Origin of the sequence: Streptomyces eurocidicus, assembly GCF_002891295.1 — a bacterium.
Taxonomy (GTDB): domain Bacteria; phylum Actinomycetota; class Actinomycetes; order Streptomycetales; family Streptomycetaceae; genus Streptomyces; species Streptomyces eurocidicus.
In genome coordinates this window covers 859,238-885,893 of record NZ_LGUI01000003.1, presented here as the reverse complement: position 1 = coordinate 885,893, position 26,656 = coordinate 859,238, and the positions used below count along the sequence as shown (strand labels likewise).

Genomic DNA, 26,656 nt, shown 5'->3' with positions numbered 1-26,656 from the left:
TGTTCCCGCCGTCCCCGCTCCGTGACGAGGCCCAGGTCGCCGACCTGGGCCTCTTGGCGTCGGCTCCGCCCTTCCCTCCTGCCGACGCGGTCGCGTCCGGGGACGCGCGGGCGGAGGATGGACGTGAGGCCCCGTACGCGGGGCTCGGCGGCGATCCACCGGAGGTGTCGGGCGATGGCCAAGTTCATGGACGTCCACCATGGGATGCAGGGCATCACGGCCGAGCAGTTGTCGGCGGCGCACCGCGCCGACCTGGCGATCGAGGCCACGGAGAAGGTGCATTTCGAGCGGGCGTGGGCGGACCCCCGGTCCGGGACCGTCTACTGCCTGTCCGAGGCGCCCTCGGCGGAGGCGGTCAGGAAGGTGCACGAGAGGGCGGGCCACCCGGTCGAGGAGATCCACCCCGTCCCACTGTCGGTCTAGGAGGTCCAGGCGGTCTAGGCGGTCCAGGCGGTCCTCCGCGCCCCTCCGGGGCCCGCCCGGCCGGATGTGACCCGATGAGCATTCCCGGAACCGGGCGTGCCGCCTAGGCTCTTGATCATGAAGAGTTTCTGCCCCGGTGAGGCGGTGTACCCGGAGCTCAAGGGTCGTACGGCGTGGCACGCCCACGGGGGGTTGCAGCGCGCGTTCTCCGCGTTCCTCCTGGTCGCCGGGTGCGTGCTGCTGGGCGTCGGCGCGTGGTTCCTCGCCCGGCTGCCCGCGGCCATCGACCGGACGGAGGAATTCCGTGCCGCTCCGGCGTGCGCCGAGGGCACGGGGCACCGGTCCGGCGAGGAGTGCGTACGGGCGTATCCCGCCACCGTCGCCGAAGTGCATCCCAGTGCGCGGAAGAACGATTCGAGCTGGGTCCGGTTCTCCGACTTCGCCCTGCCGGACGGCAAGGTGTTCTACCGCGGCGAGGACGACGCCGCCGCCAAGAGATGGCGGCCCGGCGACCACGCCACCGTCTCCGTATGGCGCGGCGACGTCGTCACCATGGCCGTCGGGGACGAACGGCTGAGGGTCGGCACCGTAAGGATCGACGGCCTCGCCTACGGCACCGCCGCGCCGGCCGGACTGGCCGGCGGCGTCATCTGCCTGCTCTACGGGGGCTTCGGGCTGGCCGTGCGGAAGCGCGACGGCTGCACCCCCGGCAGCGGCAACGACGTGCTGCGGCCCGTCGCCGTCACCGCGGGCTGCTGGATCCTCCTGCCCTGGCCGGTGACCGACGTGCTCGGCCTGCCGATGTACACGACCGCCGTGCTCTGGCCGCTCGGCGCCGTCTTCACCCTGCGGGCCGCCGGCAACGCCGTCTACCGCCACCGGCAGGCCACCCGCCTCGGCGAGGACCCCGCGCGCCACTCGCCCCGCCTCGACCGGCTCTTCGGGGAGCACGGCGCCCTGCTGCCCTGGAAGCGGCACGACACGGTCTCGGAGGAGGCCAGGATCGCCGAGGGGCACCGCGTCGAGTTCCCCGGCGCGCTCCCGGGCGACACCCGCTACTCCGCCCGGCACTCCCCGGTGACGATCCTCGGCCTGGAGAACGGCTCCCTCTACGCCGCCCCCTCCGGCCACATGGGCAAGCTGGCGAAGCGCGTTCCCCTGGAGGAGTACCGCCTCACCGGGCTCCGGCGCCTGCACCCGACCGTCGACGACGACGGCAAGCGGACGGACCGGCGGCGCTGGCAGGTGGCCGAGCTGGAGCCGCTGGACGGCGGCTCCGAGCGGCTGTGCGTCGCCACGGAGCCGTACCAACTGCGGCGGATCCTCCGCCTGCTGGCGTGAGGACGGGGGCCGTCGCCCGGCCCCCGGGTGCCTCAGGCCAGCGGCTTCCGCAGCAGCACCAGGAAGAAGCGGGTCTTCCGCGCCACCACCTCACGGGCCCTCGGCAGCCCCTGGATCACGCCCTCCATGAATTCCGCGCCGAACCGCTCCGTGAACTCCTCCTTGCGGTCGTGGCAGACCAGGGCCATCACGTTCATGGTCATCGCCAGGTTGGCCGACAGGTCCTTCAGCTCCAGGGTCTCGAAGCCCGCGTCGCCGGCCAGGCCGAAGAACTCCGGCAGGGTCGGCGGGAGGTTGGCCGCCAGCATGCCCTGGAAGACGGCCACGTCCTCCTCGGTCAGCTCGCCGGTGACGACCGACTCCAGGACCATGAGGTCCCCGCCGGGGCGCAGCACGCGCCACGCCTCCTGGAGGGCCTTGGCACGGTCCATGTGACAGATGCTCTCCACCGCCCAGGCGCGGTCGAACGTCCCGTCCTCGTACGGCAGCGCCATGGCGTCCGCGTGCTCGAAGGTGAGGCGGTCGGTCAGGCCGTGTTCGTTCGCCAGGCGGTTGGCGCGGGCTATCTGCTCCTTGCTGATGGCGACGCCGGTGACCCTGGCGTCGCGCTGCTGGACCAACTTGAGGGCCGAACGGCCCGTTCCGCAGCCGATGTCGAGGACGTGGTCGCCCGGCCGGGGGTCCAGGGTCCTGATGAGGTAGTCGGTGTAGCGGTCCTGGGCCCGGGACGACAGGTCGACCAGGTCCATGCTCGTGGGGTGGGGCTCGTCCGGCGGGAACCACAGCCCGCAGTGCACGCTCTCGCCCAGGGTCTGGTGGTAGATGTCGCCGAACTGGTCGTACCAGTCGCCCACTTCCTCAGCGGTGACCTTGAGCTCCTGGGCGGACTCCTGCGGCATGTGCGCTCCTATCCGTACGGATCTACGCGGTGCCCACAGACTGCGAGATCACCGGCGCGCGCCACAAGGTCGCCCCGTGCGCCGGGTGGTCCTTTCCGGCCACGGTCGGCACGGGACGCGCCCACGGAGTGCCGGGCCGCACGCACCGGGGCGGAAGAGGCGGGGAGGTGCGGTGTCCGGCAGGTGCTCACTCGTCCGCGGCGGGCGTTTCCTCGGCGAGCGTCTCCGGGTCCTCGAAGGGCGCTTCCTCGATGAGCCGTTCGGCGATGTCGTCGACCCATTCCTGTGCCCAGCGCCGGAGTTCCCGGATCCCGGCCTCGTCCAGGCCGTACGCGGCGAACTCGCCGTCGTCCAGCCACTCCGCCCTGGCCAGCCGGGCCTGGAGGTCGGTGAGGTCGAAGGGCGCGCCGACCGTGTGCCGGCGGGCCAGCTCCTCCAGCTCCGGGTGGGACCAGCGCGCCGAAGCGGCCCGCACGTCGACGAGGCTCCGCGCGAGCCCCAGGTCCGCGAGGGCGCGCACCTCCAGGCCGACGACGTCCTCGACCGCCGGTACGGGCCCGTACGCGCTGTCCACCGCCGGACGCCACAGCGTCTCCTTACGGACGTCGACGGCGCGCTCCACGCCGCTCTCCGGGTCGGTCACGACGAGCCGCGCCGCGAGCGGCCCGGCCTCGGGTGTGCCCACCCGCAGCCCGCGCCCGGTCAGCCCGGCGCCGAGGGCCGCCGCGACCTCCGTCATGGGCGCGTCCGTGCCGGTGACGAACTCCAGGTCGCGGGCCGGGCCGCCGGGCGGCAGCAGACCGTGCGCCCGCACCGCGTATCCGCCGGAGAGGAGCAGGGAGTACGGCGCACCGGCGGCGAGGACCTCCAGGACGAGGACCGGCGGCCGCGGGGGCGGGCCCTCCGGGGCGGGCGGGGGCGGGTCGGGCAGCATGATCGCGATTATTGCGGACGCTCGCCCTCGATCAGTTCGGATACGCGCAGCAACTCCGGACGGATGTCCTCCGCCTCCGCCTTGTCGGTGGCGGCGAGCCGCTGCCAGGCGGCGCGGGCGTTGCGCAGCGTCCGGAGGGTCTCGGGCAGCGGGGCGCGGGCGGTGTCGCGGCGCTCGGCCGTGCGCAGGTGGAGCCGGGTGGCCGAGGCCCAGTCCTCCTGGAGGAGCAGCGCGAGCCACGCGCGCGTGGCGAGCGCGCCGATGGTGTGCGGGTGCAGCGGCCCGTACTCACGGTCGGCCGCCGCCTCCAGCTCCTTCGCCGCGACCGCGGCGGCGGCCAGGTCCCCGCGCAGCTCCGCCGCGACGATGCGCGCGAAGGCGGGGGCGTGGTGGACGGGGACGGGCTCCCGCCAGTCGACGGGCGGCTTGCGCGGGACGGCGGGTGGGGCGGGGGTACGGACGGGCGGGGCTGTGGGAGGCGCCACCGGGGCGGGCGCGGGTACGGGCACGGGTACGGGCGCGAAGGCAGGCTCCGGAGCCTGCGGCGCGGCCGCCGCGTACCCGGGCTCCTCCGCCCGTACGACCGGCTCGGCCCGGCCCGGCTCCCCCGTCCGTACGGACTCCGCGCGTACGGATTCCCCCGCCCGTACGGACTCCTCCGCGCGTCGTACCGGCTCCGCCACCGCCGGGGCCGGGTGCGGCGCTCCCAGCGGCGTCACCGCCCCGTCGTGGTCGACTATCAGCGGCCACACCGAGCCGTCCGGCTCCTTGGCGTTGATGCGTATCGGATGACCGCGCCGCGCCGCCCGCACCCGGATGTCCGCCAGCGCCGACGTCCTGGCGTCCTGGCCGGGCAGCGGGTCGACCGGCTCCCCCTCGATGGTCGCTTCACCCGCTGCGCTGATCACGATGGTGTACACGGGTGTCAGGGGAACCGAGTCGGGGTCCGTCACCACAGGCATGGTCAATCCTTACTTACCGCCACTTACCGCCGCTTACCGCTGCTCACCGCACCCGCCGCCGTCTCCCGGCGGCCGGCCGGGACCCACGGCGGCGCGTGCCGCGGGCCCCCGGCAATGATGACCCGGATCAGCCGCCATTGGGGTAATAGGGGGGTGACCAGCCCAGGTACTTCGCCGACCACTTGGTCTCGATGTCGGTGGCCGGGACCACCGAGATCTCGCCCGGCGTCACGATGTCGTTGGACGCGATCTTGCCGTCACCGAGGTAGATGGCGACGTGCCCGGCCCGGTGCCCGGTGTCCCAGAACATCAGCGCGCCGGGGGGCGGATTGCGGTCCCCGTCGTGCCGCATCTCCTTCGGCATCACCACCTGGTAGTGGTCGATGGCGAAGTTGGTGCCGGAGGAGTTCCAGCCGTACATGATCGAGGTGAAGGCGAGGCACCGCTGGTACCACTGCGACCGGTGGCTGTCGGCCTCCTCGCGCGCCTTACGGATCGCGTCGGCCGTCGAGAGCGGGTTCTTGACCCCGTTCGGCCAGCCCGCGCCGCCGTCGTGGAAGGGCTCCCCGGGCTTGCCCGGCTTCCCGGAGCCCTGCTGCTCGCAGTCCCGCGGCTCGTCGGGGTCCTTGTCGTCCTTGCCGTCGTCCTTACGGTCGCCGCCACCGCCGTTGGTGCCGTTCTTGCCCGGCTGCGCGGGGTGGTTCTCGCCGGGCCGGTCCAGGTCGATCCCGGCCTCCTGGGCGATGCTGCGGGCCTGGGTCTCCTTCGAGCGGTAGCCGTCCTGGAAGGCCGACCGCTGCACCTTCTGAGCGGCGTCGTTCAGCGACAGGCTCTCCCAGGGGACGTCGGTCAGCCCCGGCGGGTCGCCGCTGTCGCCGCCGAAGAAGAACATGTGGGTCGCGTACTTGATGTCGTTGATCTGCTCCGGGGTGCCCCAGCCCGTCGACGGGCGCTGCTGGAAGATGCCGACCGAGTCCCGGTCGCCGCCCTTGAGGTTCCGCAGCTCCGACTCCGCGAGGCCGGTCATCAGCGCGATGAGCGTGGCCCGGCCGGGCAGCTTCCCCTCCTTGGCCACCTCGTCGATAATCTTGGCGTGAGCGACCTGGGTCGCCCGCAGGTCCTTGTCCGCACCACCCATGGCGTCGCCGCTCTGGCGGCCGTCGCCGTTCGGCCCGTCGTCCGCGGGCAGCCCGGGCTGCTCGCAGCCCGCCGCGGAGGCGCTGCCGCCGCCGAAGCCGGCCATCATGCCCACCAGAATCAGGAAGGCCATGAGCGCCGCTATGAGGGGCAGGCCGACCTTGACGGCCAGACCCCGGCGCGCGGCACCCGCCGCCAGGGCCATGACCTGACGTGAATCCACCGGCTCAGACCCCCAGGACCTTGCTCACGCGCCAGGAGCCGCCGCTGCGCACGATCTCGGTCTGGAACACCGTGGTCTCGCCGTACTTCGTGTAGCCGGCGACGTCGACGTCCACGCTGACCTTGCGCCACACCCTGCTCGGGGTGTCGGCCTGGAGCCGCGTCCGCTCGTCGTCGGAGGCGGCGACGGACACGCGCTTCACCTTGGAGACGCCGCCGTTGGACACCAGCCGCCCCCACGCCTTGTCCTCGAACTGCGTCAGGTTGTCGGTCAGCGCCTCCGTCATCCAGGGGGCGGCGCGCCGGACCGAGGCGGAGTGCTTCTTGTCGACGGGCGGGTTGCGTTCGAGGTACGCGCGGGCCCACCCCTCGGCCGTCCGCTCGGGCGTGCTGAGGTCGGCCACCGGCGCCGGCGAGGCCGGTGCCGAGGGCGAGGGGAGCGCGGACGGGGTGCCGGGCTCCTCCTCCGTACGGTCGCCGGAGCCCGCCCGGACCACGGTCGCCGGGGCGCCGCCGTGGTCGGGCCACCAGTGGTGGACCGCCGCGCCGATCGCCAGGATGCCGACGATCACCACGAGGGCGCCGCCGGGCGTGACCGGCTCGCGGCGGCGCTCCTCCGCGAGCTGCCGCCGCGCCTCGTCGCGCTGCTCCTGCCGGTACGCCTTACGGACGCGGCGGCGCACCCGGCGCTTGCTCAGCGCCTCGATCTCCTCCGGGTACTCGTAGCCGTTCCGGAGGAGTTCCCGCCATTCGGCGGGGGTGCCCGGCTGCTTCTCCGGCTGTTCTTCTCTCGTCACCGATTACCCCTTGCGCCGGCGTCCGGGTACGGGCGCCCGGCCTTCGGCCGAACGTTTCTGCCGACCGGTCCGCGCGGGCTTCGGACCGCTGCCGCCCGCCGGGCCCGTGTGCCTGACGACGACCTCGCCCCGGATGACGCGCGGCGCCGCCGCGCCCGGCCGCGGGCCCTGGCGGAACGCGTAGTTCGCACCGGAGCCGTTCTCGGGGCGCAGGGCGGCCGAAGGGCGGCCCGCGGGCTGCTCGGCCGCCTGCTTCGCGGCCTCCTTGACCGCCTTGACCGCCTTGACCGCGGACTTCTCGACGGACTTCTCGGCCGCCTTGGCCCCGGCGGCGGGCCGGGTGGTCCGGGCGCCTCCGGTGCTCCCGGCGGACAGCGCCGGACGCGGCCGCAGGCTGCCGAGCTCGGCGGTGCGACGGGCGGGCAGGGCGCCCGCCGGGCCTTCCGGGCGCACCCGGCCGAGGCCGGCCGTCGACGGGATGTCGGGCCGCTTGGCGCCCGCCTCCAGCTCGGCCTTGACGGCCGCCGTGGCGATCTCGCCCACCGCTCCCCCGCCCTGCCGGGTGGGCAGCGGCAGCGGGCGCTTGGGCAGCCGGGACAGCGTCGCCCCGGCGCCCTCCTCGGACTTGGAGGTGCCGCCGTTGGTGCGGTTCGGGTCCCAGCGGGGCTTCTCGCGCTCCTTGGTGGCGGAGCCCTTGCCCAGGGTCCGCGCGCCGAACGCGGCGAGCCGGCCCGCGGAGCGCGCGGCGAGCAGCCCGGCCGCGCCGGCCCCGCCGCCCACGGCGCCGGTCACGCCGACGATGCTCTCCATGATGGTGCGGAACTTGAAGGCCACCAGGGCGCTGGTGATGCTCAGGCCGGCGGCCGCGAACCACCCGAAGTCGTCGAGCAGCCGGACGCTCACCGTGTTCATGATCAGCACACAGCCCAGCACCATCGTGCTGACCAGCGACTGGAGGGTGAAGCCCAGGAGGGTGTCGAACCAGCGCACGCCCCACTGCCGGGGCCTGCCGGGGATCACCCACAGACAGGCGAAGACGACTCCCGCGATCAGCAGCATGAACGCGCCGATCAGCGAGGCCAGGGAGGCGAAGGCCAGGGCGACCGCCAGGGCGGCGAACAGGGCCACACAGATGAACGCGGGGATCGCGACCATGATGCGGCCCTCGGGCGTGTGCCCCTGGCGCCACCGCAGCGTGGCCTCGCCGCCGTTCTCGGGCTTGCCGTCGACGTTGTGGCTCAGCCACTCCTTGCGCTTCTTGGCGCTGGAGCCCTCCTTCAGCAGGTCCTGGCCGAACTCCTTGCAGGCGTCCAGGCTGCCGAACTCGGCGATGCACCAGGGCGTGGCGACGTACGAGCGCCAGATCGCGTCGGCGGACTTGCGCAGCACCGAGTCCTGGGTGCTGTTGCCCTTGTAGCTCGGCTGCCCGACGTCGATCGGCTCCTTGCCGCCCTCGCCCAGGCCCCCGCTCGTCGCCTCCATGGCCACCGTGCTGCCGATGGTGCGGGTCGACTCGATGCCGTCGACCCATGCCTTGGGCGTCGTCAGCAACGACGCGGCCAGGACCCCCGACGCGAGGACCCAGCCGATCTGGTTCAAGGCCGAGCCGTTGGCCTTACGGTGATTGATCCAGGCCACCAGCACGCCCACGGCCAGCGCCGTGGGCAGCAGGGTGGCCACCACCGTCTCCGCGGCCCCGGAGACGGCGCCCGCTATGGACTCGCCGAGTTTGTCGATCTTGGTGAACTTGAAGGACCACTGGACGACGACGATCGCGGCCAGGCCGAGCACGACGGTCAGGCCCATGAAGATGACGGCGATGCCGTTGAGCATGCTGTCGGCGATGTCCTTCCAGCCCAGCTCGCTGTCCAGCCGCCAGAGGTTCGGATCGCCGTACTGCTCGTAGAGCGTGCCCGTCCCGGAGTAGGTGGACTCGGGGACGGGCAGCATGTTGCCGATGCCCGCGGGGCTGAACGCGTCCTTGTCCTTGGCCGCGGCGGCGGACGCCGTCACCATCACGGTGGTCAGCGCGCCGACGACCGGGATCGCCAGGTTCCGGAACCGGGGAAGCCTCATGCCGGGACCTCGGCCCCGGCCGGGGAGACCGGTTCGCCCGCCGCGGTGGCCGCGGTCTTCGGCGTCGTGCTCAGCAGGTCCAGCAGTTCCACCGACGGCACGTCGAACTGCACGGTCGCGCTGCTGAACCGCCGGTCGCGCATGATGCAGTGACCGTGCCGGATCTCCTGCGTCACATCGACGCCGATCGCCTGGATCAGCTGCCGGGTGTGCGGGCCCCGGGGCAGGTCGAGCAGGGCCGCCATCGCGTCCTGCTGCTCGGCCGTCGTCAGCTGGAAGCCGAAGACGGTCGTCATCTGCTCCACCAGGCCGGTGAGGCTCGCCAGCGACTCCGGGTCCTGGGTGTCGACGACCAGGGCCGTGTGCAGGGCGCGGCCGACGCGCGCGATGTACTGGAGGAACGAGCTGCCCTCGCGGGTGGCCGTGAGGACGTGCACCTCGGGCACCGCGACGACCTTCCGCAAGCCCCGCAGGTCCTTACGGCCGGCCATGCTGATGCCGTACGCGAGCAGCGAGTGGACGAGCGCGACCGACAGCCGCTGGTGCACCGACCAGTCGTCGCGGTCGTCGTCCGGCGCCGGCAGGGTGATGCCCGGCACCTGTACGACCCATATGCCCGGCGACGGCGTCAGCAGCGCACCGCCCTGCGGCCGGCCCATGAAGGGCGCGCCGAGGCCCGTCAGCGACAGCTCGTACAGCGCGTCGCCGGCCTCGCGGGTGAGGTCGTCCGCCGACCGCCGGAGCCGCTCGATGACCTTCCAGGTGGCCGGGTCGCCCTCCGCGATGACCTCGTTGACCGCGCTCTGGATGGGCGTCTCCGCGCCGCGCATCCGCAGGTGCTGCGGCAGGGCGATGCCCAGCTGGGCCGGCACCTCCGTCTGCGCGCGCTCCGCGCTCTCCCCGCTGAGCAGGGCGAAGAGGTCGGCGACGCCCGCGAACTGGGCGCCCGTCTCGATCAGATGGGCGTTCAGCCCGTACCGCCGACCCGCCGAGACCAGACCGCCCATGTCGCCCTTGAAGTCCAGGGCGAGCACGAAGGAGCCGCGGAAGGCGGAGTCCAGCAGGGACAGCATCATCGCCGTCGTCTTGCCGCGGCCGCTGCGGCCGATGAAGGCGGTCGTCGTCGCGTCGCCGCGCTCCGAGCCGCCCGTCAGGTCGTTGCGCACCACGCCGGGCGTGGAGCCGGTGAGATAGCCGATGACCGGGCCCGTGTCGTCGCCGACGGCCGCGCCGCCCCAGAACCAGGAGCCGGCGAACGCGCCGACCGTGCGGGTGTGCACCAGGTCCGGGACGCGCAGCATGTCGCCCGGCTGGGACTCCAGCCACAGCTCGCGCTGCTCCTCGGCCGCGACGCTGACCTCGATGCCGAGGCCGCCGTAGTAGCCGATGACGGCGTCGCAGCGGCTGCGCAGGTCGTCCAGCGAGACATCGCTGCTGACGATCAGGCGCGGGTGGTCCTCCATGAGCGTGACGTCCTCGCGCTTCATGTCGCGCGAGAGGGACGTCATCGTCTCCTCGGTCTCCTCGATCTCCTGCGCGGTCTCCCCGGCGGAGTGCTTGGCGGCGCTCTGCCGCTGCTCCTTCGCCAGCCGGCGGACCTCGTCGATCTGCTTGAGCGCGTCGCGCTTGTGGAGGACCTTGAAGCGGACGGAGGGCTCGGGGTTGACCGGCTTGATCTGGATGTCGGAGTCGTTCTCGTCGTCCACGTAGTCGGGTACGTACGTGATCTCGGCGACCGCGCGCAGCCATTCGCCGGCGCCGGGCGACTCCATCTCCTCGGGGAAGCCGTCCATGGTGAGGACCGCGGTCCAGCCGGTGGTCTCGCCGCGCTGGTCGAGCACGCGGACGTGGTCGGGGTAGGGCAGCACCCGGCCACGGGTGAGGTGGGCCAGCCGGGCCCCGGTGATCATGCCCTCGCCGTTCGGGGCGGGCAACGCGGCGCCGCGCCGCTGCTCCCGGGCGATCATCCAGGCCAGCATCTCCACGGCGGCCGGCTGAGCCTTCCACGGGGTGGTCTCCAGCTGCCGGCCGAGCCGCCGGGTGAGGGCGTCGAGGCGGGCGAGCTCCTTCTGCGAGACCGAGGTCGAGCCGATGCCGAGGGCGTCCTGCACGCCACGGCGGCCCCGGGCCTGGGCCTGGCCCGAGCGCTCCGAGATCCGCACGCCGAGCAGCAGCAGCCGGCTGGGCAGCTCCAGCTCGTCGAGCCGGTTCACGCGCAGTGCCGCCCAGGAGGCGTAGTCGCCCGCCGAGAAGAGGGTCTCCGCCTCGGTGCGGTACTCCTCCGCGTTCAGCGGCGACCAGAGCACCTTGAGGTGGCAGTCGTAGCCGGCAAGGGTACGGGCCAGGGCGCTGCTCGCCTGGTCGTGCTCGGAGTCCCGGGCGCTCTCCGACATCAGGTCGGTGTTGGAGCCGGCCAGGACGAACCACGCCTCGGCGTGCGTCTCCGTGATGATCAGGCCGTCGGCGAGGGCGACGTAGCGCGGCGGCGGCGCGGAACGGTCCCCGCTGACGCCGAGGAATTTGGCGATGCCCTTGGCGATCTTCATCGCGTGCCTTTCTTGGCGCCGGCGGCCGGGGGTGCCTCGGCCCGGCGGCCGGACCGGGTGCGCATCCGGGCGCGGTAGACGTGGTCGGGCCCGTAGAGCCGGGGGCGGGAGTCCAGCTTCGCCGGGCGTCCGGCGGTGGGCTTCGGCTCCTCGCCGCCGAGGGCGTTCTCGAAGACGCCCATGCCGGGGAGGTCCAGGAAGGTCTCCGACCGCTCGCCCAGGCGGGCCCGCAGGGGCAGCCACTCGGTGCGGTCGGCGGCGCGTCGGCCGCCGTTGACGATCGGCCGGTGACCGACGGTCAGATAGCGGATCACCAGGGCCCAGCGGGTGAGGTTCCAGCGCCGTTCGTTACGCCGCGAGCGCTGGGCGCCGTAGTAGGTGATCAGCGCGGGCGGCGCGAAGTAGAAGGTGAAGAGCAGCTGGGTCGGGACGCCGAGGATCAGCAGCAGCCCGCCCACCCACACCGTGTAGAGCGCCGCGCCGGTCACCAGGACCCGCCGGGAGGGGCCTTCGCCCAGGTCCATGCCGAACAGCTCGTGCTGCCGGGTCTCCAGGTCGAAGTGGCGGGTGAAGGTGTGGCCGACCCTCATTCCCCCGCCACTTTTTTCCACACGGCTATGAGCATGTCCTTGGACTCGTCGGGCGCGAAGACGAAGCCCGCGACGACGACGCCCGCGAGGAAGTGGCCGAGCAGCTCGCCCCATTCGCGCTTCGCGTAGTGCCCGATGGCCCTGACCGCCAGGATGATGAGAAAGATGTTCCCGGCGATCAGGAACACCCATGACTTGAGTTCGGCGCCGCTGCTCAGGGCGATTTCCATCAGTTTCCCCTAGTTGTGAATACGTGCGGGCGGGCCCGCGGTGCGGTGGACGGGTCCGGGCGTGCCGGTCCGACGCCTCAGGGCGTCAGCCCCCCGTGGACCTCCGCGACCTGCCAGCGCTCGGCCTTGGCCGAGGAAACCCGGGTCAGCTTGACCCGGTAGGTCTGCTCCAGTTCGGCGCCGCCGAGCTGCCAGGTGACCACGGCCGTGCCGGTGCGGTCCGTGCCGGAGCCGTCCTCGACCGTCCAGGTGCGCAGCCCGCCCAGGGTCATGCCCTGCGGCAGGGCCGGGATGGAGACGCCCGGCGCGGCGACCGCGCCGGGCTCGCCGGCCGCGTACTTGGTGAAGAACTCCTCGGCCGTGGCCCGGGTCTTGTCGGCGAACTCCAGGTCGGTGCTCTTCGCGGACGGCTGCGGCGCGGCCGGGCCCTCGGTGGGCACGCCGACGAGGCCGGGCTGGCCGGTGACGACGACGCGGCCGGCGGCCTGGACGACGGGGACCTCCAGGCCCACCCACACGGGGACGGACTTGGTCTCCTTCTTGTCCTTGTCGTCCTTCTTCGCCTTGTCGTCCTTGGCCTTGTCGTCCTTCTTGGGCTCGTCCTTCTTCTGGTCGTCCTTCTTGGCGTCGTCCTTCCGGGCGTCCCCCGTGAGGGCGTCGGACTTCACCAGGACGTCGACCCGGACCCGGGCGCGCTTGTCCTCGAGCAGGGACACCGTGCCGGGTTCGGTCGCGAGGACCTCCTGGCGGCCCTTGGTGTTCCAGCCCGTCGTCGTGTCGGTGCCCTTCGGCATGTCCCGGGCCAGGGCCAGGGAGCGCGTCTGCGGGTCGGCCTCGTCCCAGGCGAGGTAGGCGCGGGCGAAGCGGGCCGCCACGGCCTGGGCCTCCTGGACCGGGTAGTCGGGGGCGCTGTCGACGGTGACGGTGGAGGGCTTGGCCGGTTCGGGCGTCCAGATCCAGGAGCGGACGCCGGTGATGGCGGCGAGCGCCACGACGCCCCAGAGCACGCCGCGGCCCGCCTTGACCGCGAACTTGGCGCCGCTCTTCTCGTCCTCGATCTGCCACGGGGGCGGCCGCTCGGCCGTGCCGCGGCCCGGCGCGCCGCCCGCGGCGGCACCGGCCGCCGGGCGGGCTCCGCCGTGGGGCGGGCCGCTTCCGGGGTGTGCGCCTGGAGCCGCGCGGCCGCGTCCGTCCACTGCTGGAGGGCGGCGGGCGGCGAGGCGGCGGGCGGCGGGGCCGGTGCGGGGGCCGGGGCGGTCTGCGGTGCGTCGGGGAGCGGCGTCGTCGCGCCCTTGTCGCTCCGCGGCTCCGGCAGATTGAGAATCCGCCGCATGACCGTCTTGAACGTGCTCAACCCTGGTGACCCTTCCCCCGTACAAGGCCGAATGGCCAGGACAGTACTTCGATCATTACTGATCGTCAAACGCCTTGTTTTGTAGCGGAACTGTTCCCGCACGATCGAGAAGCGACAACCGGGATCGCTTATGAATTCACGACAATGCGGGCGGTTCGCCGCTTACTTCAGCGAAGGACCACGGCCGCGGGATTGGTTCGGCAGTGGATCGGGAACGGTCGATTCGGGCGCCTTCCGCAGGGGTCCCGGAGCCTCCGCGGCCTTCGCCGCCAAACGCTCCCGCAGCCCCGGCCCTTCGCTCCGGAGGGAATCCCCCAGCCCCGCCCCGAGACTGCTCGCCCGCACCTGCTCCCGATTCGCGTCCGGTGCCGGTCCGGGGGTGCGCTCCGGTGTGTGCCCGGCCGCCACGGCGGCGTGCTCGGCCCGGAGGTCCGCCTCCATTCGCCGGACGTTCTCCACGATTTCGGGATCGACCGCGGGATTGAGCGTGGCCCGTACCTTGCGCTCGCGCAGTTCCGCCACCCGCGGCGGGATACGCACACCCGCGTACCGCTCGTTCTGCAGGAGATCCGACGCCTCCTGATATGCCTCGCTCTGCGTCGGCCGCTGTTTCGTATTGAATTTCTCGAACGACCCGGACCGGGCCAGTTCGTACAGCTCGTGATTGTCCGACTTCGCCTGGAAGCTCTCCGGCGTGTGGAACTGGAGCTCGAACTTCTCCCGGGTCTCCGGGTGCCGCCAGGAGGTGTTGACGCCCTTGTAGACCGGGTCTTCCCAGGTGTTGGTCTCGGACGCCGGCTCATAGCCGCGCTCACGGAGCTGGGCGTACGTCCGCTGGACGCCCTCGGTGTAGCCCTCGGCCTCGAAGGTCAGGGTGTAGCGGTTGAGGTCGTCGACCTTGTCGACGACCTTCTCGGCGTCCTTGCCTCGGCCGACGGCGACGGCGACCTTCCGCCGGAAGGAGTCGAGCCCCTTCAGGGAGTAGTCGAGCCCCTCCAGCTTGCCGCCGTGCGAGGCGGCCGAGCGCTCCTGGACGTCGCCCATGATCCCGTCGAGCCGGCCGCGCGCCTCGCGCGCGGCCTCCCAGCGCTGCGTGACCAGGCGGTTCTCGTCGGCCGTCAGTCTGAGGTGGTCCTCCGACTTGGCCGCGTCGCCCTGCCAGCCCCCCGTGTCCCCGCTCACAGCTCGGTCGCCCCCGTCACGCCGCGGATCTCCTGGAGCAGCCGCTCGGCCTCGTCCACGCCGATCTCGACCAGGTGCGGCGGGTTCGAGCCGCGCGGGTGGAAGAACTCGTAGACCACGCTGTCGGGCTGCCACTCGTTCGTCCGCATGAACGTTTCGTCGTAGATGCGCTCGGGGCTGCGGCGGCGGCGCACCACGGTGGTCGGCTCCTCGCCGTCCCGCCATTCGGCCTCGTCGAAGTAGTACGCCCAGTAGCGCACCCAGCCCTGCCGGTCGGCCTCCAGGGCGGCCGCGCGCTCGGCCGGCACCGGGTACAGGACCTCGGCGGCGGGCGGGGCGGTGACGCCCTCGGCGGAAACGGCATGCCATTCCCAGTCGAGCAGCGAGAGGTACTCCCAGCGCCCGGCCAGGCGCCGCCAAAGGCCGGAGGGACGCTCTTCGGTATAGGGCGGGGCGGCCTTCACGAAGTACTCGTACGGGTCACTCATCAGTAACTCTCCTTTGCCGGAGTGCGGCCGTAACGACCGCTCTGCACCGCCTGTGCCGCCTGCTCGTGCGCCTTCGTCGCATTCCGTTCCCCGGCGAGCGAACGCCGGGTGTGCCGCGAGCGGTACAGATCGTAAAGCAGGTGATTCTCCGACTTGGCCCGGAAACTCTCCGGCGTATGGAACTGGATCTCGAACCGCACCTGGCCGTCGGGCTGTTGCCAGGTCGCGTGGAAGCCCTTGTACACCGGGTCCTCCCAGCTGTTGCGCTCGGATCCGACGACGATGACCTGTCCCCGGGCGTGCAGCAGCGCGTACGTCTGCCGCACGCCTTCCGTGTAGTGCGCCGGATCGAAGGTCAGGGTGTACCGGTTGAGGTCGTTGACCTTCGCCACGACCTTTTCCAGCGGAACACCCTCATGGAGTTCCGCGGCGGCCTCGCGGCGGAATGCCCGGAGGCCCTTCAGCCGGTACTGCTTTCCCTCCCAGACGGCGCCGTGCGACCCGGCGAGCGCGTCCAGAAGGGACCGCACCAGGGCGTCGAGCTGCTTCTGCGCCGCGCGGGCCGCCTCCCAGCGGGCGGTGACGACGTGGTTCTCCTCGGCCGTCAGCGCGAGGCGCGGTTCGGTGTCGTCCCGCCACCCGGCGGAACCGGTGTGCTCCGGGGTGGTCTCGCTCGCGCTCACAGCTCGGTCGCTCCCGTCACTCCGCGCAGGCTCCGCAGCAGTCGCTCGGCCTCCTGGACATCGATCCCGACGAGGTGCGGCGGGTTCGACGGCCGTGCGTCGAGGAACGCGTAGACGGACGCGGTGGGCGCCCAGCCGTCGCGTACGCCGTACGCCTCGTCGTACAGCCGCTCCGGGCTGCGGCGGCGCCGGACGACGGTGACGGGGCCCTCGCCCGCCCGCCAGTCGTTCTCGTCGGCGTAGCGCGCCCAGTACGTCACCCAGCCCTGCCGGTCCGCGGCCAGGGCGTCGGCCCGGTCGGCGGGGACCTCGCGCAGGGTCTCCTCCGGCGGCGGGGGCAGCTCCGCGTCCGCGGCGTGCCACTCCCAGTCCAGCAGCGAGAGGTACTCCCAGTCGTCGCCCGCCCTGCGCCACAGCCCGTCGGGGCGTTCGGCCGTGAAGCCCTCCGGCACCTCGGCGAAGAACGCGTAGCGCTCGTTCTCCCGCCGGCGCCGCTCGGCCGCGGCCTCGGCGACGCGCGTCTCCAGGGCGGCCGGGTCCGTGGGGCGGCCCGGGCGGTCGGCGGCGTGGTCGGTCTCGCACTCGCTGAACATGTAGTACTGACGGATCCGCTCGACCGTCGGCCACAGCCACATCTGGTGCCAGTACGCGAGCTCGCTGCCCGCCCGCGCCGGGTCGGCGTCCGCCTCGGTGGCGGCCCGCCAGGCGGCGTGCAGCGCGGCCAGTTCCTCGACGACGCCGCCGTGCGCGGGCCAGCAGGGCCAGATGCGCAGGTGCAGCTGGGGCGCGTAGTGCCGGCCGAGCCAGTCCAGCCAGTCGGCCAGCTCCCGCCACTCGGCCTCGGAGGCGCGCTGGGACCAGGGCAGATGAACGGGGGCTCCGGAGCCCCCGGCGCCCGGCGCCGTGGCACCCCGCCCCGAGGCGTTCTCCACGGCGTCCAGCCGGCCCAGCACCTCGGAGAGGATCTCCTCGGTCTCGCCCTGCTCGCGCCTGACGCCCTGGGCGAAGCGCTGGACGAGCTCCTCCAGTTCGGTGCGCCAGGCGCGCAGGGCCGTGAGCTCCGCGCGCATCCGCGCGAGCTCGCCGTCCTGCGCGTGACCCTCTTGTCCGTAGCCGTCCGGTGCGTAGCCGTCCGCCGTCATCCCCGTAGGCCCTTCCTCGTACCCGTTCACACCGTCTCCAGGGGCGGCGGCCCGATGCGCGCGGCCCGCGTCGCGTGCTCGCCCGCCCGCAGCGCCCGGCCGTCCCGCCGCTGGTCCCAGGGCAGCAGCTCGGCGATGACCCCGGGCGCGCCGCGGAACAGCAGCAGGGCCTGCCCGTGCGGCAGTTGGCGGATCTCCTCGGGCCGCAGGATCCGGCGCTCGCGCTCGACCTCGGAGGTGCCGTGCCCGAAGAGCCGGCCGGTGTCCCGGGAGGTGGAGAGCTCGGTGAGCTCGGCCTCGCCGACCAGCTCCGAGAAGCGGCGCAGCGCCTCGACGTCCTTGAGGCCGCCCATCACCAGGGTGGCCGCGGCGTTGTCGAGGAGGGTGTCGGCCTCGTGCTGCCCCCACCGCAGGACGGCCTGGGCCAGCGACTGGAGCGCGTAGACGATGTGGATGCCGTAGCCACGGGCGTCGGAGGCCAGCGAGGGCAGCTTGGGCAGCGGGGCGACGTTCGCGACCTCGTCGAGGACGAGCCGCAGGAAGGGGTCCAGCCGGCCCGAGGGGAGCCTCGGCGCCCGCCGCTTGGCGGCGTCGACGACCTCGCCCAGCAGCATCGTCGTCAGCGGCGACACATTGGTCGAGGCGTTGGAGTCGCTGATGAGGACGAGCGTGTCGCGGGAGGCGACGAAGCGGTCCGGGTCGAAGGTGGCCACGCCTTCCTGCGGGGTGACGCAGCGCAGCACCTTGCGCAGGGCGAGCGGCTCGATCTGGGCGGCGAGGGTCTGCCGGGTGGAGGCCACCGTCTCGTCGGCGCCGGTGGACACCGAACGCAGCAGGACGTCCCAGCCGGGTTCGGCGTTGGGGTGGTCGGTGAGGATGGCGCGCGGCTCGCTCGCCTTCTCCAGGTTGGTGGCCCAGCGCATCACGTGCTCGATGGTCTTGCCTTCGAGCGCGGCCGCGTGCAGCAGCCGGGTGAGCGCGGACGACGCGGTCTGCTGGAAGAAGCCCCCATTACTGGACGAGCTGTCGTCCGCGCCCATGCCGACGGAGAAGGACAGCGCGCGGGCGGTCGCCGTCTCGCCCTCCTGGCAGCCGGCGACCGGGTCCCACACCATGCGCTCGGGCCAGCCCACGGTGTCCAGCGGGTCGAAGACCCACACCCGGCCGAGCCGGGAGCGCGGTTCCGCAATGACGTCGAGCACATCGGCGCGGGTGGAGGTGACGACCAGCGGACCGGGTGCGTCCAGGCAGGCGGGGATGACGACGTTCCGGGACTTGCCGCCGCCGGACGGGGCGATGACCGCGACCGAGTCCTCCGGCGTGGCGACCAGCGGCTGACCGCTGCCGAGCTGCCTGCCCAGCAGCCAGCCGACCTCGCTCAGCTCGGCGCGGGCGGCGGCCCTGGGGTCGTAACGGCCGTCGGCGTCCTGGAAGGTCGTGGCGCGGGTCTGGGCGGCGGCGCGGCGCGCCCGGTGCTCGCCGAGGGCCTCGCGGGCCTCGACGGCGGAGGCCAGGCCCTCGCCGCCGGCGCCGTCGGCCCGGCGCCTGCGCGCGCGTACGCCGAGGACGGCGGCCAGCACCGGCGCGAGGAAGATCGCGAGCCAGACCGCGACCGTGCTGCCCGTGGAGGCGGCCTCGACGCCGTCGCCGAGCCGGCCGAGCGGGTGGTGCAGGGCGACGGCGGTGGCGGTCGCGCGCACGTCGGAGAACGCGAGTCCGTCCGCGGTCGCCCAGACGGCCACATGCCAGCTGACGCAGAGTCCTATGAGGGCGGCGGCCGACTTGGCGAGGAATATCTCGCCCTGCGGCCCGCCGCCCCGCTCCTTCTTGCGCCCCAGTTCGCGTGCGCGTGCCACGCGGACCCCCGTCCTTGCCGCTCGCTCGTGGCGATCGTGTCGAATCGCGACGGTGACCGTAACACCGAAGCCGGACGGTCTCGCGGTTCCAAGGCGCAATACGGCTCACGCCTGACAACCGGCCCCATACGCCCACTTAGGAGCTTTCATTCCAAGACGCATAATGGCGCCATGCACGATCACGCGGGGCATGGGGCGGACCCCGGCACAGCAGGCGGCCTCTGCGCCGAGGGCCTGACGCGCTATCGGCGGGCCGTGGTCAAGGGCTGTACGCCCAAGGAGGACGTACCCGACTGCCTGCTGCGCCTGGGGCTGCTGGTGACGCCGCCGGACGACCCGGACGTCCTGGTCCCCGTCGCCCCCGACGTCGCGCTGGCCGAGCTCGTCCGGCCCATCGAGGAGCGGCTGGAACGGCAGCGCGGGGACGTACGGGCGCTCACGGACAGCTTCTCGCCCGTGCACGCGATCTACACGGTCGCGAAGCGCGAACACCAGGGCTGGGCCACGGAGATCCACGGCGAACGGGTCATCGGCTCGACCCTCGCGCACGCCGTCCGCTCCTGCCGGGACGAGCTGATGACCGTGCAGCCGGGCGGGCGGCGCCTGGCGTACGACCTCGACGACCTCGGCCACCTCCGGGCCGGGGTCCACCACCGGGCGCTGTTCCAGCACGCGGCGCGCTCCCACTCGGCGACGCTGCGGCACCTCGGGGAACTGGTCTCGGCGGGCGGCGAGGTCCGCACGCTGGGCCATGTCATCGACCGCCTCGTGGTCGTCGACCGGGCGGTGGCGTACATCCCGGGCGCCGCGGGCGACGACGGGCGGACCTCCGCCCTGGAGATCCGCCACCCCGATCTGGTCGCCTTCCTCGCCCAGGTCTTCGACGACGCGTGGGAACGGGCGGCCCCGGTGCTCCCGGACGCGCCCCGGGCGGACGTGGCCGACGTGGCCGACGACCTGCGCCGGGCGACGGCCCGCCTGCTGGTGGCGGGCCACACGGACGAGGCGATCGCGCGGCGGCTGGGGATCAGCCGGCGGACGGTGGCGGGGCGGGTGGCGCGGTTGTCGGCGGAGTTGGGGAGCGGGAGTCGGGCGCAGTTGGGGTATTTGATCGCGATGAGTGGGATGTTGGGGGATGGGCGGGCCTGAGGGGGCGGTTGGGGTGCCGCCGCGCGGGCTTTTCCCCAGCCCCGCCAGCACCCCCACCCCCACCACCGACCACCCGACCAGCACCAACACCGGCCCCCAAACCCCCGCCCCGCCGAACGCCGAAGCCCGCAACAACGACGCCCCCGCCCCCGGCGGCAGATACTGACCCACCGTCCCCAGAACCCCCGGCAGCATCTCCGGCGCCGACCCCATCCCCGACAACGGATTCCCCACCACGAACATCAGCACCGCCCCCACGGCCACCCCGGGCGGCCCCGCGAGCGACCCGAGGCCCGTGATGACGCTGACCATCGCCAGTTCCAGCAGCGCCACGACGCCCGCCGTCGCCACCCAGCCCCCCGGCAGCACACCGCTCACCTGAGTGAGCATCAGCGAGCTCAACAGCCCCGAGAGCACCGCGAAGCCCACCACCCCGAGCAGCCGCGCGCCCATGTCCCGCACCTTGAGGACCAGCAGCAAGCCCGCGATCACCGCAGTGATCAGCAACGGCAGGAAGCCCATCACGGCACCCGCGCCGTGCGGATCGTCCGCGGCGGCCGGGACGACGTCCACGACGCGTGTCACCCCCGCCCCGGGCAGCTCCCGGGCCTGCCGGGCCAGTGCGTCGGCCGCGGCGGGCGAGGCGGCGGACGCGAGCCGCAGCTCCGTCGTGCCCCGCCGCTCGCCGGGCACGAAGGCGCCGTACGCCTCGCGGTCGCGCAGCGCCGCGTCGGCCGCCGCGGCGTCGGCCACCTCCGTCACGCGGTACGCGCCGGGGGCCTCGGCCCGTAGCCGCTCGGCGACGTCGCGGACGTCCGCCGCGACGACCACCGGCAGCTCGCGCGGTGCGGCCCGGGAGGCCGTCCACGAGAACCAGCCGCCGATCACGAACTGCACGACCGCCACGATCACAAGAATCTTCCGCGCTTCGCCGCGCGCCGTGGAAGGGGAACGTCCTGGGGAACCGTTGGACACGATCCGGTCTCCTGACAAGGGTCGGGACAATTGAAATTGCGCGGCGCCCCCACATCGTGTCCGGTCAAGGCCCGGAATTTCAGCCGGAGATGGCTGTTTCCCGCTGCACGATAAGGCGTTTCATCTATGCGCAGGGGTCCCGAACAGGGGCATATCGGGGTGAAACGGCAGGCTGTGGCCGTCGAATGGCTACGGCGACCCGCCGGAGGCGCCTGCCCGTCGGCCTTCGGGCACAGACCACCTGACGGAGTGAGAATTCCTCGCTTCACACGCCGTCCGGCTATCCCGAAACTGATTTGTGGACGTGTCTGAAGTCCCGTCGCTATTCGGCCGTGCACGCCGGGTATGGAGGTTTGTGAGATGGAAGGAAAAGTCGCTCTCGTCACCGGAGCGGCGGGTGGAATAGGAGAAGCGGTCGTCCGGACCCTGGGCGAGCGGGGCGTCACCGTCGCGGCGGTCGACAAGGACGAGGCCCGGCTGCGGGCCACGGTCGAGAAGCTCACGGCGGACGGCTTCCAGGTGGAGGCGTTCCCCGGGGACGTCACGTCCAGCCCCGACGTGGAGGCGTTCGTCGACGCGGTCGAGCAACGGCTCGGGCCGGTGGACTACCTGGTCAACGCGGCCGGTGTGCTCCGCCTCTCGGAGGCCCGGAAGCTGACCGACGCCGACTGGTCGTTCACCTTCGCGGTGAACACCAGCGGCGTCTTCTTCGTCTCGCGCGCCGTCGTCAACCGCATGGTGCCGCGCGGCCGGGGCGCCGTCGTGACCGTCGCCTCGAACGCCGCCGGCACCGCCCGCGTGGAGATGGCGGCGTACGCGGCCTCGAAGGCGGCGGCGACGATGTTCACCAAGTGCATGGGCCTGGAGGTCGCCAAGCACGGGATCCGCTGCAATCTGGTGGCACCCGGTTCCACGGAGACGCCGATGCTCAGCAATATGTGGCAGGACGGGGAGAGCGCCCGCAAGGCGTCGATCGAGGGCGTCGCCAGTTCGTACCGCGTGGGCATCCCCCTGCGGAAGCTGGCCCGGCCGGAGAATGTCGCGCAGGCCGTGGTCTTCCTGCTCTCCGACCATGCGTCGCACATCACGATGCATGACCTGACGGTGGACGGGGGTGCGGCTCTGGGGGTCTGAGCGGCGCGTGTCGAGTGCCCCGGTCGCCGGGTGGGTCGGTCCCACCCGGCGACCGGGGCGTACGGGGCCGGGGCCACGGGGGGCGCCTGCGGCGGGCCTGTTCCCCTACCCGCCCCTTCCCGTAACTGGGGGCTGCGCCCCCAGACCCCCTTTTCGCGCTCCGCGCGGTGTCCTCAAGCGCCGGACGGGCTGAAGTTCAGCCCGTCCGGCGATTGAGGACATTCGGGAAGGGGCGGGTAGGGGAAAAAGCCCCGCCCCCAGGCTCAGGCCGTCGCCCCGCCGTCCACCACCAGGTCGTGGCCCACCACGAAGCTCGCCTCGTCCGAGGCCAGCCAGCAGACCGCGTCCGCGATCTCGCGGGTCTCGCCGACCCGCCCGATCGGCACGGCGGCCCGTACCCGGGCGTCCCGGTCCTCCACCGTCTCGCCCGGCCGGAAGGACATGGGGGTGTTGGTGCCGCCGGGGGACACGGCGTTGATGCGGACGCCCTCGGCGATGTACTCCCGGGCGGCCGTGCGCGTGAGGATGGACACCGCGCCCTTGGAGGCCGCGTAGGCGCCCATGCCCGGCTTGCGGCCGTGGAAGCCGATGTTCGAGGCGGAGTTCACGATGACGCCGCCGCCGTGCGCCCGCATGTACTCGACCTCGTGCTTCATCGACAGCCACACACCGGTGGTGTTGACGGCGAAGACGGCGGCCCAGACGTCGTCGTCCAGCTCGGAGCTGGGGCCGGGGCGGCCGACGATGCCCGCGTTGTTGAAGGCGATGTGCAGGCCGCCGTGGCGCTCCACGGTCGTCTCCACCATCCGCGCTACGTCGGCCGCGCGGGTGACGTCGGCGACGACGGCCGAGGCGGTGCCGCCCTCCTCCTCGATGAGCTTGACGGTCCCTTCCAGGTCCGCCAGGACGGGGCCGGCGACGACGACCGTGGCCCCGCCCCGGGCGAAGGTCAGCGCGGTCTGCCGGCCGATGTTGGATCCGCCGCCCGTGACCAGGGCGACCTTCCCGGTGAAGCGAGCAGTCATGTCGGGTTTCTCCTCAGTACGAGTCGAGTCGTGCGGGAAAGGACAGGTGGGTTCCGGCTACGTGCCCGCGGAGGTGAGCGGTGCGGTGGGCGGTGACGTGGGCGGTGCGGTAGGCGGCCCGGCCGGTTCCGTGCCCGCGCCGGGGTCCGGCCGCCCCGTACCGGCCGCCCCGTCCGTACGGTCCGCGCCCTCCGTACGAGCCTCCGTACGAGCCTCCGTACGAGCCCGCTCCGGCCGCCCCCGGCGCAGCACCAGGGCCGCCACTACCGCGCTCACCGCGAACGCCGCCGCCGCGACCGTCAGCGCGAACGCGTACCCGCCGCTCGTCGCCGCGGCCGGGCCCGTACCGCCGTCCCGCAGGCCGGTCGTGCGGTTGGTGGCCAGGGAGACGAGGACGGCCAGGCCGACCGTCGGGCCGATCTCCATAGCGGTGTTGACGACGCCGCCGGCCAGTCCGGCCCGGTGGTCCTCGACGCCGTCCAGGGCGACGACGGTCGAGCCGGAGAAGACACAGGCGATGCCGACGGGGAAGAGGAGCAGGCCGATGAGCAGCGTGCCCAGGTAGGGGGTGCCGGAGTCGAGCATCCCGATCAGCAGCAGGCCGGCCGCGGCGAGCAGCAGCCCGCCCGAGGTGACGGCCCGGCCGCCGAAGCGGGCGATGAGCCGCCCGGCGAACAGCCCGGTGGCCAGCTGAGCGGCGCTGAAGGGCAGGAACGCCGCCGAGGTCAGCAGGGGCGAGACGCCCCGGACCTCCTGGAAGTAGAGGGACAGCAGGAAGAAGATCGTGGACATCCCGGCCGCGCCGATGAACGTCGCCCACAGCGCGGTGGCCCGGCGCCGCCGCAGCAGGAAGCCCATCGGCACCAGCGGGTCGGACACCCGCAGCTCGACGGCGACGAACGCCGCGAGCAGCACCAGCCCGGCCAGCACCGGCAGCCACACCACCGTGGCGCCCCAGGACCGTTCGCCCGCCTCGACCAGCCCGTAGCTCATGACGGTCAGGCCCGCGGTCACCAGGACGGCGCCGGGAACGTCCAGCCGTACCCGCGCCGGGGCGGGCCCGGTGGGCAGCAGCCGGCGGGCGGCGAGCACGGCGACGAGCGACACGGCGACCGGCACCACGAAGGACCAGCGCCACGACACCCACGTCGAGACCGTGCCGGACAGCAGCATGCCCGACGTCGCGCCGAAGCCGGCCAGTCCGCCCCACACGGCGAGCGCCCGCGCGTGCCGGCCCTCCTCCGGGTAGAGCGAGCGGACCAGGGACATCGCCGCCGGGGCGGCGAGGGCCGCGCCGACGCCCTGGAGGAAGCGGCCGCCGAGCAGCGCGGCGAAGCCGGGCGCCAGCCCGGCGGCGGCCGAGGCGAGCCCGAAGACGGCGGCCCCGGCGATCAGCGAGCGGCGGCGGCCCAGGAGGTCCGCGAGCCGGCCGCCGAGCATCAGCAGGCCGCTGAAGGACAGCCCGTACGCGGCGCTGACGAGCGTCAGCTGGGCGCCGGACAGGCCGAGGTCGCGCTGGATGGCCGGCAGCGCCGGCGACAGCATGGTGATGGCCAGGATCAGCACGACCTGCACGGCGCCCAGCAGGGCGAAGCCGCGTCCGGCGCGTGCGGCGCCCGGGGCCGGTGCGGTACCGGAGGACATGGGGGCCTCTCTTTTCCGGTCTCAGGTGATGGTGATCGGGTGTTGGTGATCAGGTACCGGCGATCGGACGACGGTGATCAGGCCGCGCCGCTCAAGTCACCGCGCTCAGGCGGCGGGTCGCGCTGTTCGGACGACGCCTCCGGCCGTACGGCGGGGCGCCGGTTCACGCGCCCCGCCGCACCGGCCCGGGCGTCAGGACGGGAGCGGTATCGACTGGCCGTGCCGGAAGACGTTCCTCGGGTCCCACCGCGCCTTGACCGTCTGGAGCCTGCGGTAGTTCCCCTTGAAGTACAGCTCGTGCCAGGGGACTCCGGAGCCGTTCCACTGCGGCGAATTCAGGTCGACGTCCGCGTAGTTGACGAAGCAGCCGTCGGTGACGTCGCCCGGCTTGGGCACGCCGCCGGTCGCGGCGTAGACGTCCTGGTAGAACTCCCGGATCCAGGACAGGTGCCGGGCGTCGTCGGCGGCGTTCTGCCAGAAGGTGATGTAGTGCAGCTTCAGGACGGAGTCGCGCTGCGGCACGACGGTGTCGGCGGGCGCCACGGTGTTGACCTGCCCGCCGTAGGTGCTGATCATCACGACGGACATGGGGCCATGGAAGTCCGTGCGGGACAGGTGCTTGTAGAACGCCTTGAGCTGGGCGTCGGGAAAACCCTTGCGCATGTAGGCGGACTTGGCCTTGAAGCGGGTGGTGGAGTCGGGGGCCGTGAAGCCCGGCCAGTAGGTGGTGGCGTGCAGCCAGGACATCGTGCGCCGGTCGTCGACGCGGTAGTCGACGCCGGAGCCCTTGTTGACGGCGGCGAGGAAGTCGTCGAGGAGCTTCGCCGAGTTCGGGGCGGCGGCGTCGATCTGGGTGGTCATGGAGAACGAGCCGGCCGACCTGTGGGTGGGCTTGAGCTGGCTGAACAGGCTCGCGTAGGGCGAGCCGGGCGCGCTGTTCCGCTCGCACCACAGGCCGAAGTTGCGGAGGATCGTGGTGAAGGCCGCCTCGGGCATCCGCTCCCACGACCAGGTGACCGTGGAGACGTGCAGCTCGGAGGGCGGCTGGGGAAGCAGCTTCGCGGGGTCCGCGCCGGCCGCGCCCCGCGAGCGCATCAAGTACTTGGTGACGACCGCGAGGGTGCCGCCGCCCGCCCCCGTGTGCGCCCACAGCAGGTCGCGGTTGGGGTCGGTCTCCTCGCGGGTGGCGACGACCTTACGGGCCTTCCCGTCGCGGTCGACCACCACGGCCTCGACGCCGTACAGGTGGTCGACCACCAGTCCGTGCAGCCGGGCCAGCGCGCCGTAGCCGCCGCCCACGATATGGCCGCCCGCCCCCACGGTGGGGCAGGTGCCGCCGGGTATCGTCACGCCCCAGCCCTTGTAGAGCGCGCGGTAGGCGTCGCCGAGGCGGGCACCGGGCTCGATGAAGAAGGCCCGCCGGCCGGGGTCGTAGCCCACCTCGTCCATGCAGGACATGTCGACGACGAGCCGGACGCCGTCGCCGGTCACGAAGTCCTCGTAGCAGTGGCCGCCGCTGCGCACGGCGAGCTGCCCGCCGCCGTCGACGGCCTCCTGGACGGCCGCCACCACATGGTCGGCGGTGGTCACCAGGCGCACGCTGTCCGGGGTGCCCACCCAGCGCCGGTTGGCACCCCAGACGAGGTCGGGATAGCGCCGGTCCGAGGGCTTGACGGTGACGGGGCCGAACGCCGGTACCACTGCCTCGCCGACGCCCTCCGCCGCGCCGGTGGCCGTGGCCGGCGGGGCACCGGGGAGGGTGCCCACCGTGCCGAGTACCGCCGCCGTCGCTCCGGCGGCGGCGGTACCGGCGAGAAAGCGACGCCGGGGGTACCCGGCGTCACGTGGGTAGTCGCGCATTCCGTTC

23 protein-coding genes are annotated in these 26,656 nt (G+C 73.0%); 5 read left to right on the top strand and 18 right to left on the bottom strand.

The genetic code is table 11. The features are described from left to right. The first annotated feature begins 174 nt into the window (after window positions 1-174). Window positions 175-423, top strand: coding sequence for an SCO4226 family nickel-binding protein (locus AF335_RS13815; RefSeq protein ID WP_102918605.1), 249 nt, complete (start codon window positions 175-177; stop codon window positions 421-423). Between the two features lie 117 nt (window positions 424-540). After that, on the top strand, window positions 541-1,764 hold the full coding sequence (locus tag AF335_RS13810; RefSeq protein ID WP_102918604.1) for a hypothetical protein: 1,224 nt from the start codon (window positions 541-543) through the stop codon (window positions 1,762-1,764). A gap of 32 nt (window positions 1,765-1,796) precedes the next feature. Here AF335_RS13810 and AF335_RS13805 read toward each other — a convergent pair whose 3' ends face one another. From AF335_RS13805 to AF335_RS13735, 15 genes are all read right to left on the bottom strand, one after another. After that, window positions 1,797-2,663: an SAM-dependent methyltransferase gene (locus tag AF335_RS13805; protein ID WP_102918603.1), complete on the bottom strand. Its 867-nt coding sequence runs from the start codon at window positions 2,661-2,663 to the stop codon at window positions 1,797-1,799. A 187-nt stretch (window positions 2,664-2,850) separates the two neighbouring features. Then, window positions 2,851-3,597, bottom strand: coding sequence for a hypothetical protein (locus tag AF335_RS13800; RefSeq protein ID WP_102918602.1), 747 nt, complete (start codon window positions 3,595-3,597; stop codon window positions 2,851-2,853). Window positions 3,598-3,605: 8 nt separating this feature from the next. Then, complete coding sequence (locus tag AF335_RS13795; RefSeq protein ID WP_146045516.1) at window positions 3,606-4,559, bottom strand: hypothetical protein; 954 nt, start codon at window positions 4,557-4,559, stop codon at window positions 3,606-3,608. A gap of 127 nt (window positions 4,560-4,686) precedes the next feature. Beyond that, window positions 4,687-5,919, bottom strand: coding sequence for a C40 family peptidase (locus AF335_RS35075; RefSeq protein ID WP_146045515.1), 1,233 nt, complete (start codon window positions 5,917-5,919; stop codon window positions 4,687-4,689). Between the two features lie 4 nt (window positions 5,920-5,923). Beyond that, a complete protein-coding gene (locus AF335_RS13785; protein WP_102918599.1) occupies window positions 5,924-6,715 on the bottom strand; it encodes a hypothetical protein in 792 nt (263 codons plus the stop codon). A 3-nt stretch (window positions 6,716-6,718) separates the two neighbouring features. Beyond that, window positions 6,719-8,791, bottom strand: a complete 2,073-nt coding sequence (locus AF335_RS13780; RefSeq protein WP_102918598.1) for a hypothetical protein — start codon at window positions 8,789-8,791, stop codon at window positions 6,719-6,721. After that, entirely contained in the window at window positions 8,788-11,337 is a 2,550-nt protein-coding gene (locus AF335_RS13775) for an ATP-binding protein (protein WP_102918597.1), read from the bottom strand. Before AF335_RS13775 ends, AF335_RS13780 begins: the two co-directional genes overlap by 4 nt. Then, window positions 11,334-11,927, bottom strand: a complete 594-nt coding sequence (locus AF335_RS13770; protein WP_102918596.1) for a hypothetical protein — start codon at window positions 11,925-11,927, stop codon at window positions 11,334-11,336. Before AF335_RS13770 ends, AF335_RS13775 begins: the two co-directional genes overlap by 4 nt. Next, window positions 11,924-12,157: a hypothetical protein gene (locus AF335_RS13765; protein ID WP_087927350.1), complete on the bottom strand. Its 234-nt coding sequence runs from the start codon at window positions 12,155-12,157 to the stop codon at window positions 11,924-11,926. The genes AF335_RS13770 and AF335_RS13765 overlap by 4 nt, the downstream gene beginning before the upstream one ends. Before the next feature lie 77 nt (window positions 12,158-12,234). Then, complete coding sequence (locus AF335_RS13760; RefSeq protein ID WP_102918595.1) at window positions 12,235-13,353, bottom strand: conjugal transfer protein; 1,119 nt, start codon at window positions 13,351-13,353, stop codon at window positions 12,235-12,237. A 320-nt stretch (window positions 13,354-13,673) separates the two neighbouring features. Beyond that, window positions 13,674-14,693 carry a hypothetical protein gene (locus tag AF335_RS13755; protein WP_102918594.1) on the bottom strand — a complete coding sequence of 340 codons (1,020 nt, stop codon included), beginning with the start codon at window positions 14,691-14,693 and terminating at the stop codon, window positions 13,674-13,676. Continuing rightward, window positions 14,690-15,181, bottom strand: coding sequence for a hypothetical protein (locus AF335_RS13750; protein WP_102918593.1), 492 nt, complete (start codon window positions 15,179-15,181; stop codon window positions 14,690-14,692). The genes AF335_RS13755 and AF335_RS13750 overlap by 4 nt, the downstream gene beginning before the upstream one ends. After that, window positions 15,181-15,864: a hypothetical protein gene (locus AF335_RS13745; RefSeq protein ID WP_102918592.1), complete on the bottom strand. Its 684-nt coding sequence runs from the start codon at window positions 15,862-15,864 to the stop codon at window positions 15,181-15,183. Before AF335_RS13745 ends, AF335_RS13750 begins: the two co-directional genes overlap by 1 nt. Further along, a complete protein-coding gene (locus AF335_RS13740) occupies window positions 15,861-17,006 on the bottom strand; it encodes a type 1 glutamine amidotransferase family protein (protein ID WP_102918591.1) in 1,146 nt (381 codons plus the stop codon). The genes AF335_RS13745 and AF335_RS13740 overlap by 4 nt, the downstream gene beginning before the upstream one ends. Window positions 17,007-17,032: 26 nt before the next feature. Next, entirely contained in the window at window positions 17,033-18,862 is a 1,830-nt protein-coding gene (locus tag AF335_RS13735; RefSeq protein WP_102918590.1) for a type IV secretory system conjugative DNA transfer family protein, read from the bottom strand. Window positions 18,863-19,033: 171 nt separating this feature from the next. Between AF335_RS13735 and AF335_RS13730 the strand changes: the two genes are divergently transcribed. The 3 genes from AF335_RS13730 to AF335_RS13720 all read left to right on the top strand — a co-directional run bounded on the left by AF335_RS13730 (window position 19,034) and on the right by AF335_RS13720 (window position 22,120). Continuing rightward, window positions 19,034-20,011, top strand: a complete 978-nt coding sequence (locus tag AF335_RS13730; protein WP_102918589.1) for a helix-turn-helix domain-containing protein — start codon at window positions 19,034-19,036, stop codon at window positions 20,009-20,011. A 382-nt stretch (window positions 20,012-20,393) separates the two neighbouring features. Beyond that, entirely contained in the window at window positions 20,394-21,020 is a 627-nt protein-coding gene (locus tag AF335_RS34080; protein WP_146045514.1) for a hypothetical protein, read from the top strand. A gap of 326 nt (window positions 21,021-21,346) precedes the next feature. Further along, window positions 21,347-22,120 (top strand): 2,3-dihydro-2,3-dihydroxybenzoate dehydrogenase, encoded by a 774-nt coding sequence (locus AF335_RS13720; protein ID WP_102918587.1) that lies wholly within the window; start codon window positions 21,347-21,349, stop codon window positions 22,118-22,120. Window positions 22,121-22,383: 263 nt separating this feature from the next. Here AF335_RS13720 and AF335_RS13715 read toward each other — a convergent pair whose 3' ends face one another. The 3 genes from AF335_RS13715 to AF335_RS13705 all read right to left on the bottom strand — a co-directional run bounded on the left by AF335_RS13715 (window position 22,384) and on the right by AF335_RS13705 (window position 26,649). After that, on the bottom strand, window positions 22,384-23,145 hold the full coding sequence (locus tag AF335_RS13715) for an SDR family NAD(P)-dependent oxidoreductase (protein ID WP_102918586.1): 762 nt from the start codon (window positions 23,143-23,145) through the stop codon (window positions 22,384-22,386). A gap of 57 nt (window positions 23,146-23,202) precedes the next feature. Then, on the bottom strand, window positions 23,203-24,789 hold the full coding sequence (locus tag AF335_RS13710; RefSeq protein ID WP_102918585.1) for an MFS transporter: 1,587 nt from the start codon (window positions 24,787-24,789) through the stop codon (window positions 23,203-23,205). Between the two features lie 192 nt (window positions 24,790-24,981). Then, window positions 24,982-26,649, bottom strand: a complete 1,668-nt coding sequence (locus tag AF335_RS13705; protein WP_102918584.1) for an FAD-binding oxidoreductase — start codon at window positions 26,647-26,649, stop codon at window positions 24,982-24,984. Between the last annotated feature and the right edge of the window lie 7 nt (window positions 26,650-26,656).

Bases quoted from the DNA above. Each gene is read 5' to 3' on its own strand.
- AF335_RS13815 (WP_102918605.1), top strand. From the start codon at position 175: ATGGCCAAGTTCATGGACGTCCACCATGGGATGCAGGGCATCACGGCC.
- AF335_RS13810 (WP_102918604.1), top strand. From the start codon at position 541: ATGAAGAGTTTCTGCCCCGGTGAGGCGGTGTACCCGGAGCTCAAGGGT.
- AF335_RS13805 (WP_102918603.1), bottom strand. From the start codon at position 2,663: ATGCCGCAGGAGTCCGCCCAGGAGCTCAAGGTCACCGCTGAGGAAGTG.
- AF335_RS13800 (WP_102918602.1), bottom strand. From the start codon at position 3,597: ATGCTGCCCGACCCGCCCCCGCCCGCCCCGGAGGGCCCGCCCCCGCGG.
- AF335_RS13795 (WP_146045516.1), bottom strand. From the start codon at position 4,559: ATGCCTGTGGTGACGGACCCCGACTCGGTTCCCCTGACACCCGTGTAC.
- AF335_RS13780 (WP_102918598.1), bottom strand. From the start codon at position 8,791: ATGAGGCTTCCCCGGTTCCGGAACCTGGCGATCCCGGTCGTCGGCGCG.
- AF335_RS13775 (WP_102918597.1), bottom strand. From the start codon at position 11,337: ATGAAGATCGCCAAGGGCATCGCCAAATTCCTCGGCGTCAGCGGGGAC.
- AF335_RS13770 (WP_102918596.1), bottom strand. From the start codon at position 11,927: ATGAGGGTCGGCCACACCTTCACCCGCCACTTCGACCTGGAGACCCGG.
- AF335_RS13765 (WP_087927350.1), bottom strand. From the start codon at position 12,157: ATGGAAATCGCCCTGAGCAGCGGCGCCGAACTCAAGTCATGGGTGTTC.
- AF335_RS13750 (WP_102918593.1), bottom strand. From the start codon at position 15,181: ATGAGTGACCCGTACGAGTACTTCGTGAAGGCCGCCCCGCCCTATACC.
- AF335_RS13740 (WP_102918591.1), bottom strand. From the start codon at position 17,006: ATGACGGCGGACGGCTACGCACCGGACGGCTACGGACAAGAGGGTCAC.
- AF335_RS13730 (WP_102918589.1), top strand. From the start codon at position 19,034: ATGCACGATCACGCGGGGCATGGGGCGGACCCCGGCACAGCAGGCGGC.
- AF335_RS13720 (WP_102918587.1), top strand. From the start codon at position 21,347: ATGGAAGGAAAAGTCGCTCTCGTCACCGGAGCGGCGGGTGGAATAGGA.
- AF335_RS13715 (WP_102918586.1), bottom strand. From the start codon at position 23,145: ATGACTGCTCGCTTCACCGGGAAGGTCGCCCTGGTCACGGGCGGCGGA.
- AF335_RS13710 (WP_102918585.1), bottom strand. From the start codon at position 24,789: ATGTCCTCCGGTACCGCACCGGCCCCGGGCGCCGCACGCGCCGGACGC.
- AF335_RS13705 (WP_102918584.1), bottom strand. From the start codon at position 26,649: ATGCGCGACTACCCACGTGACGCCGGGTACCCCCGGCGTCGCTTTCTC.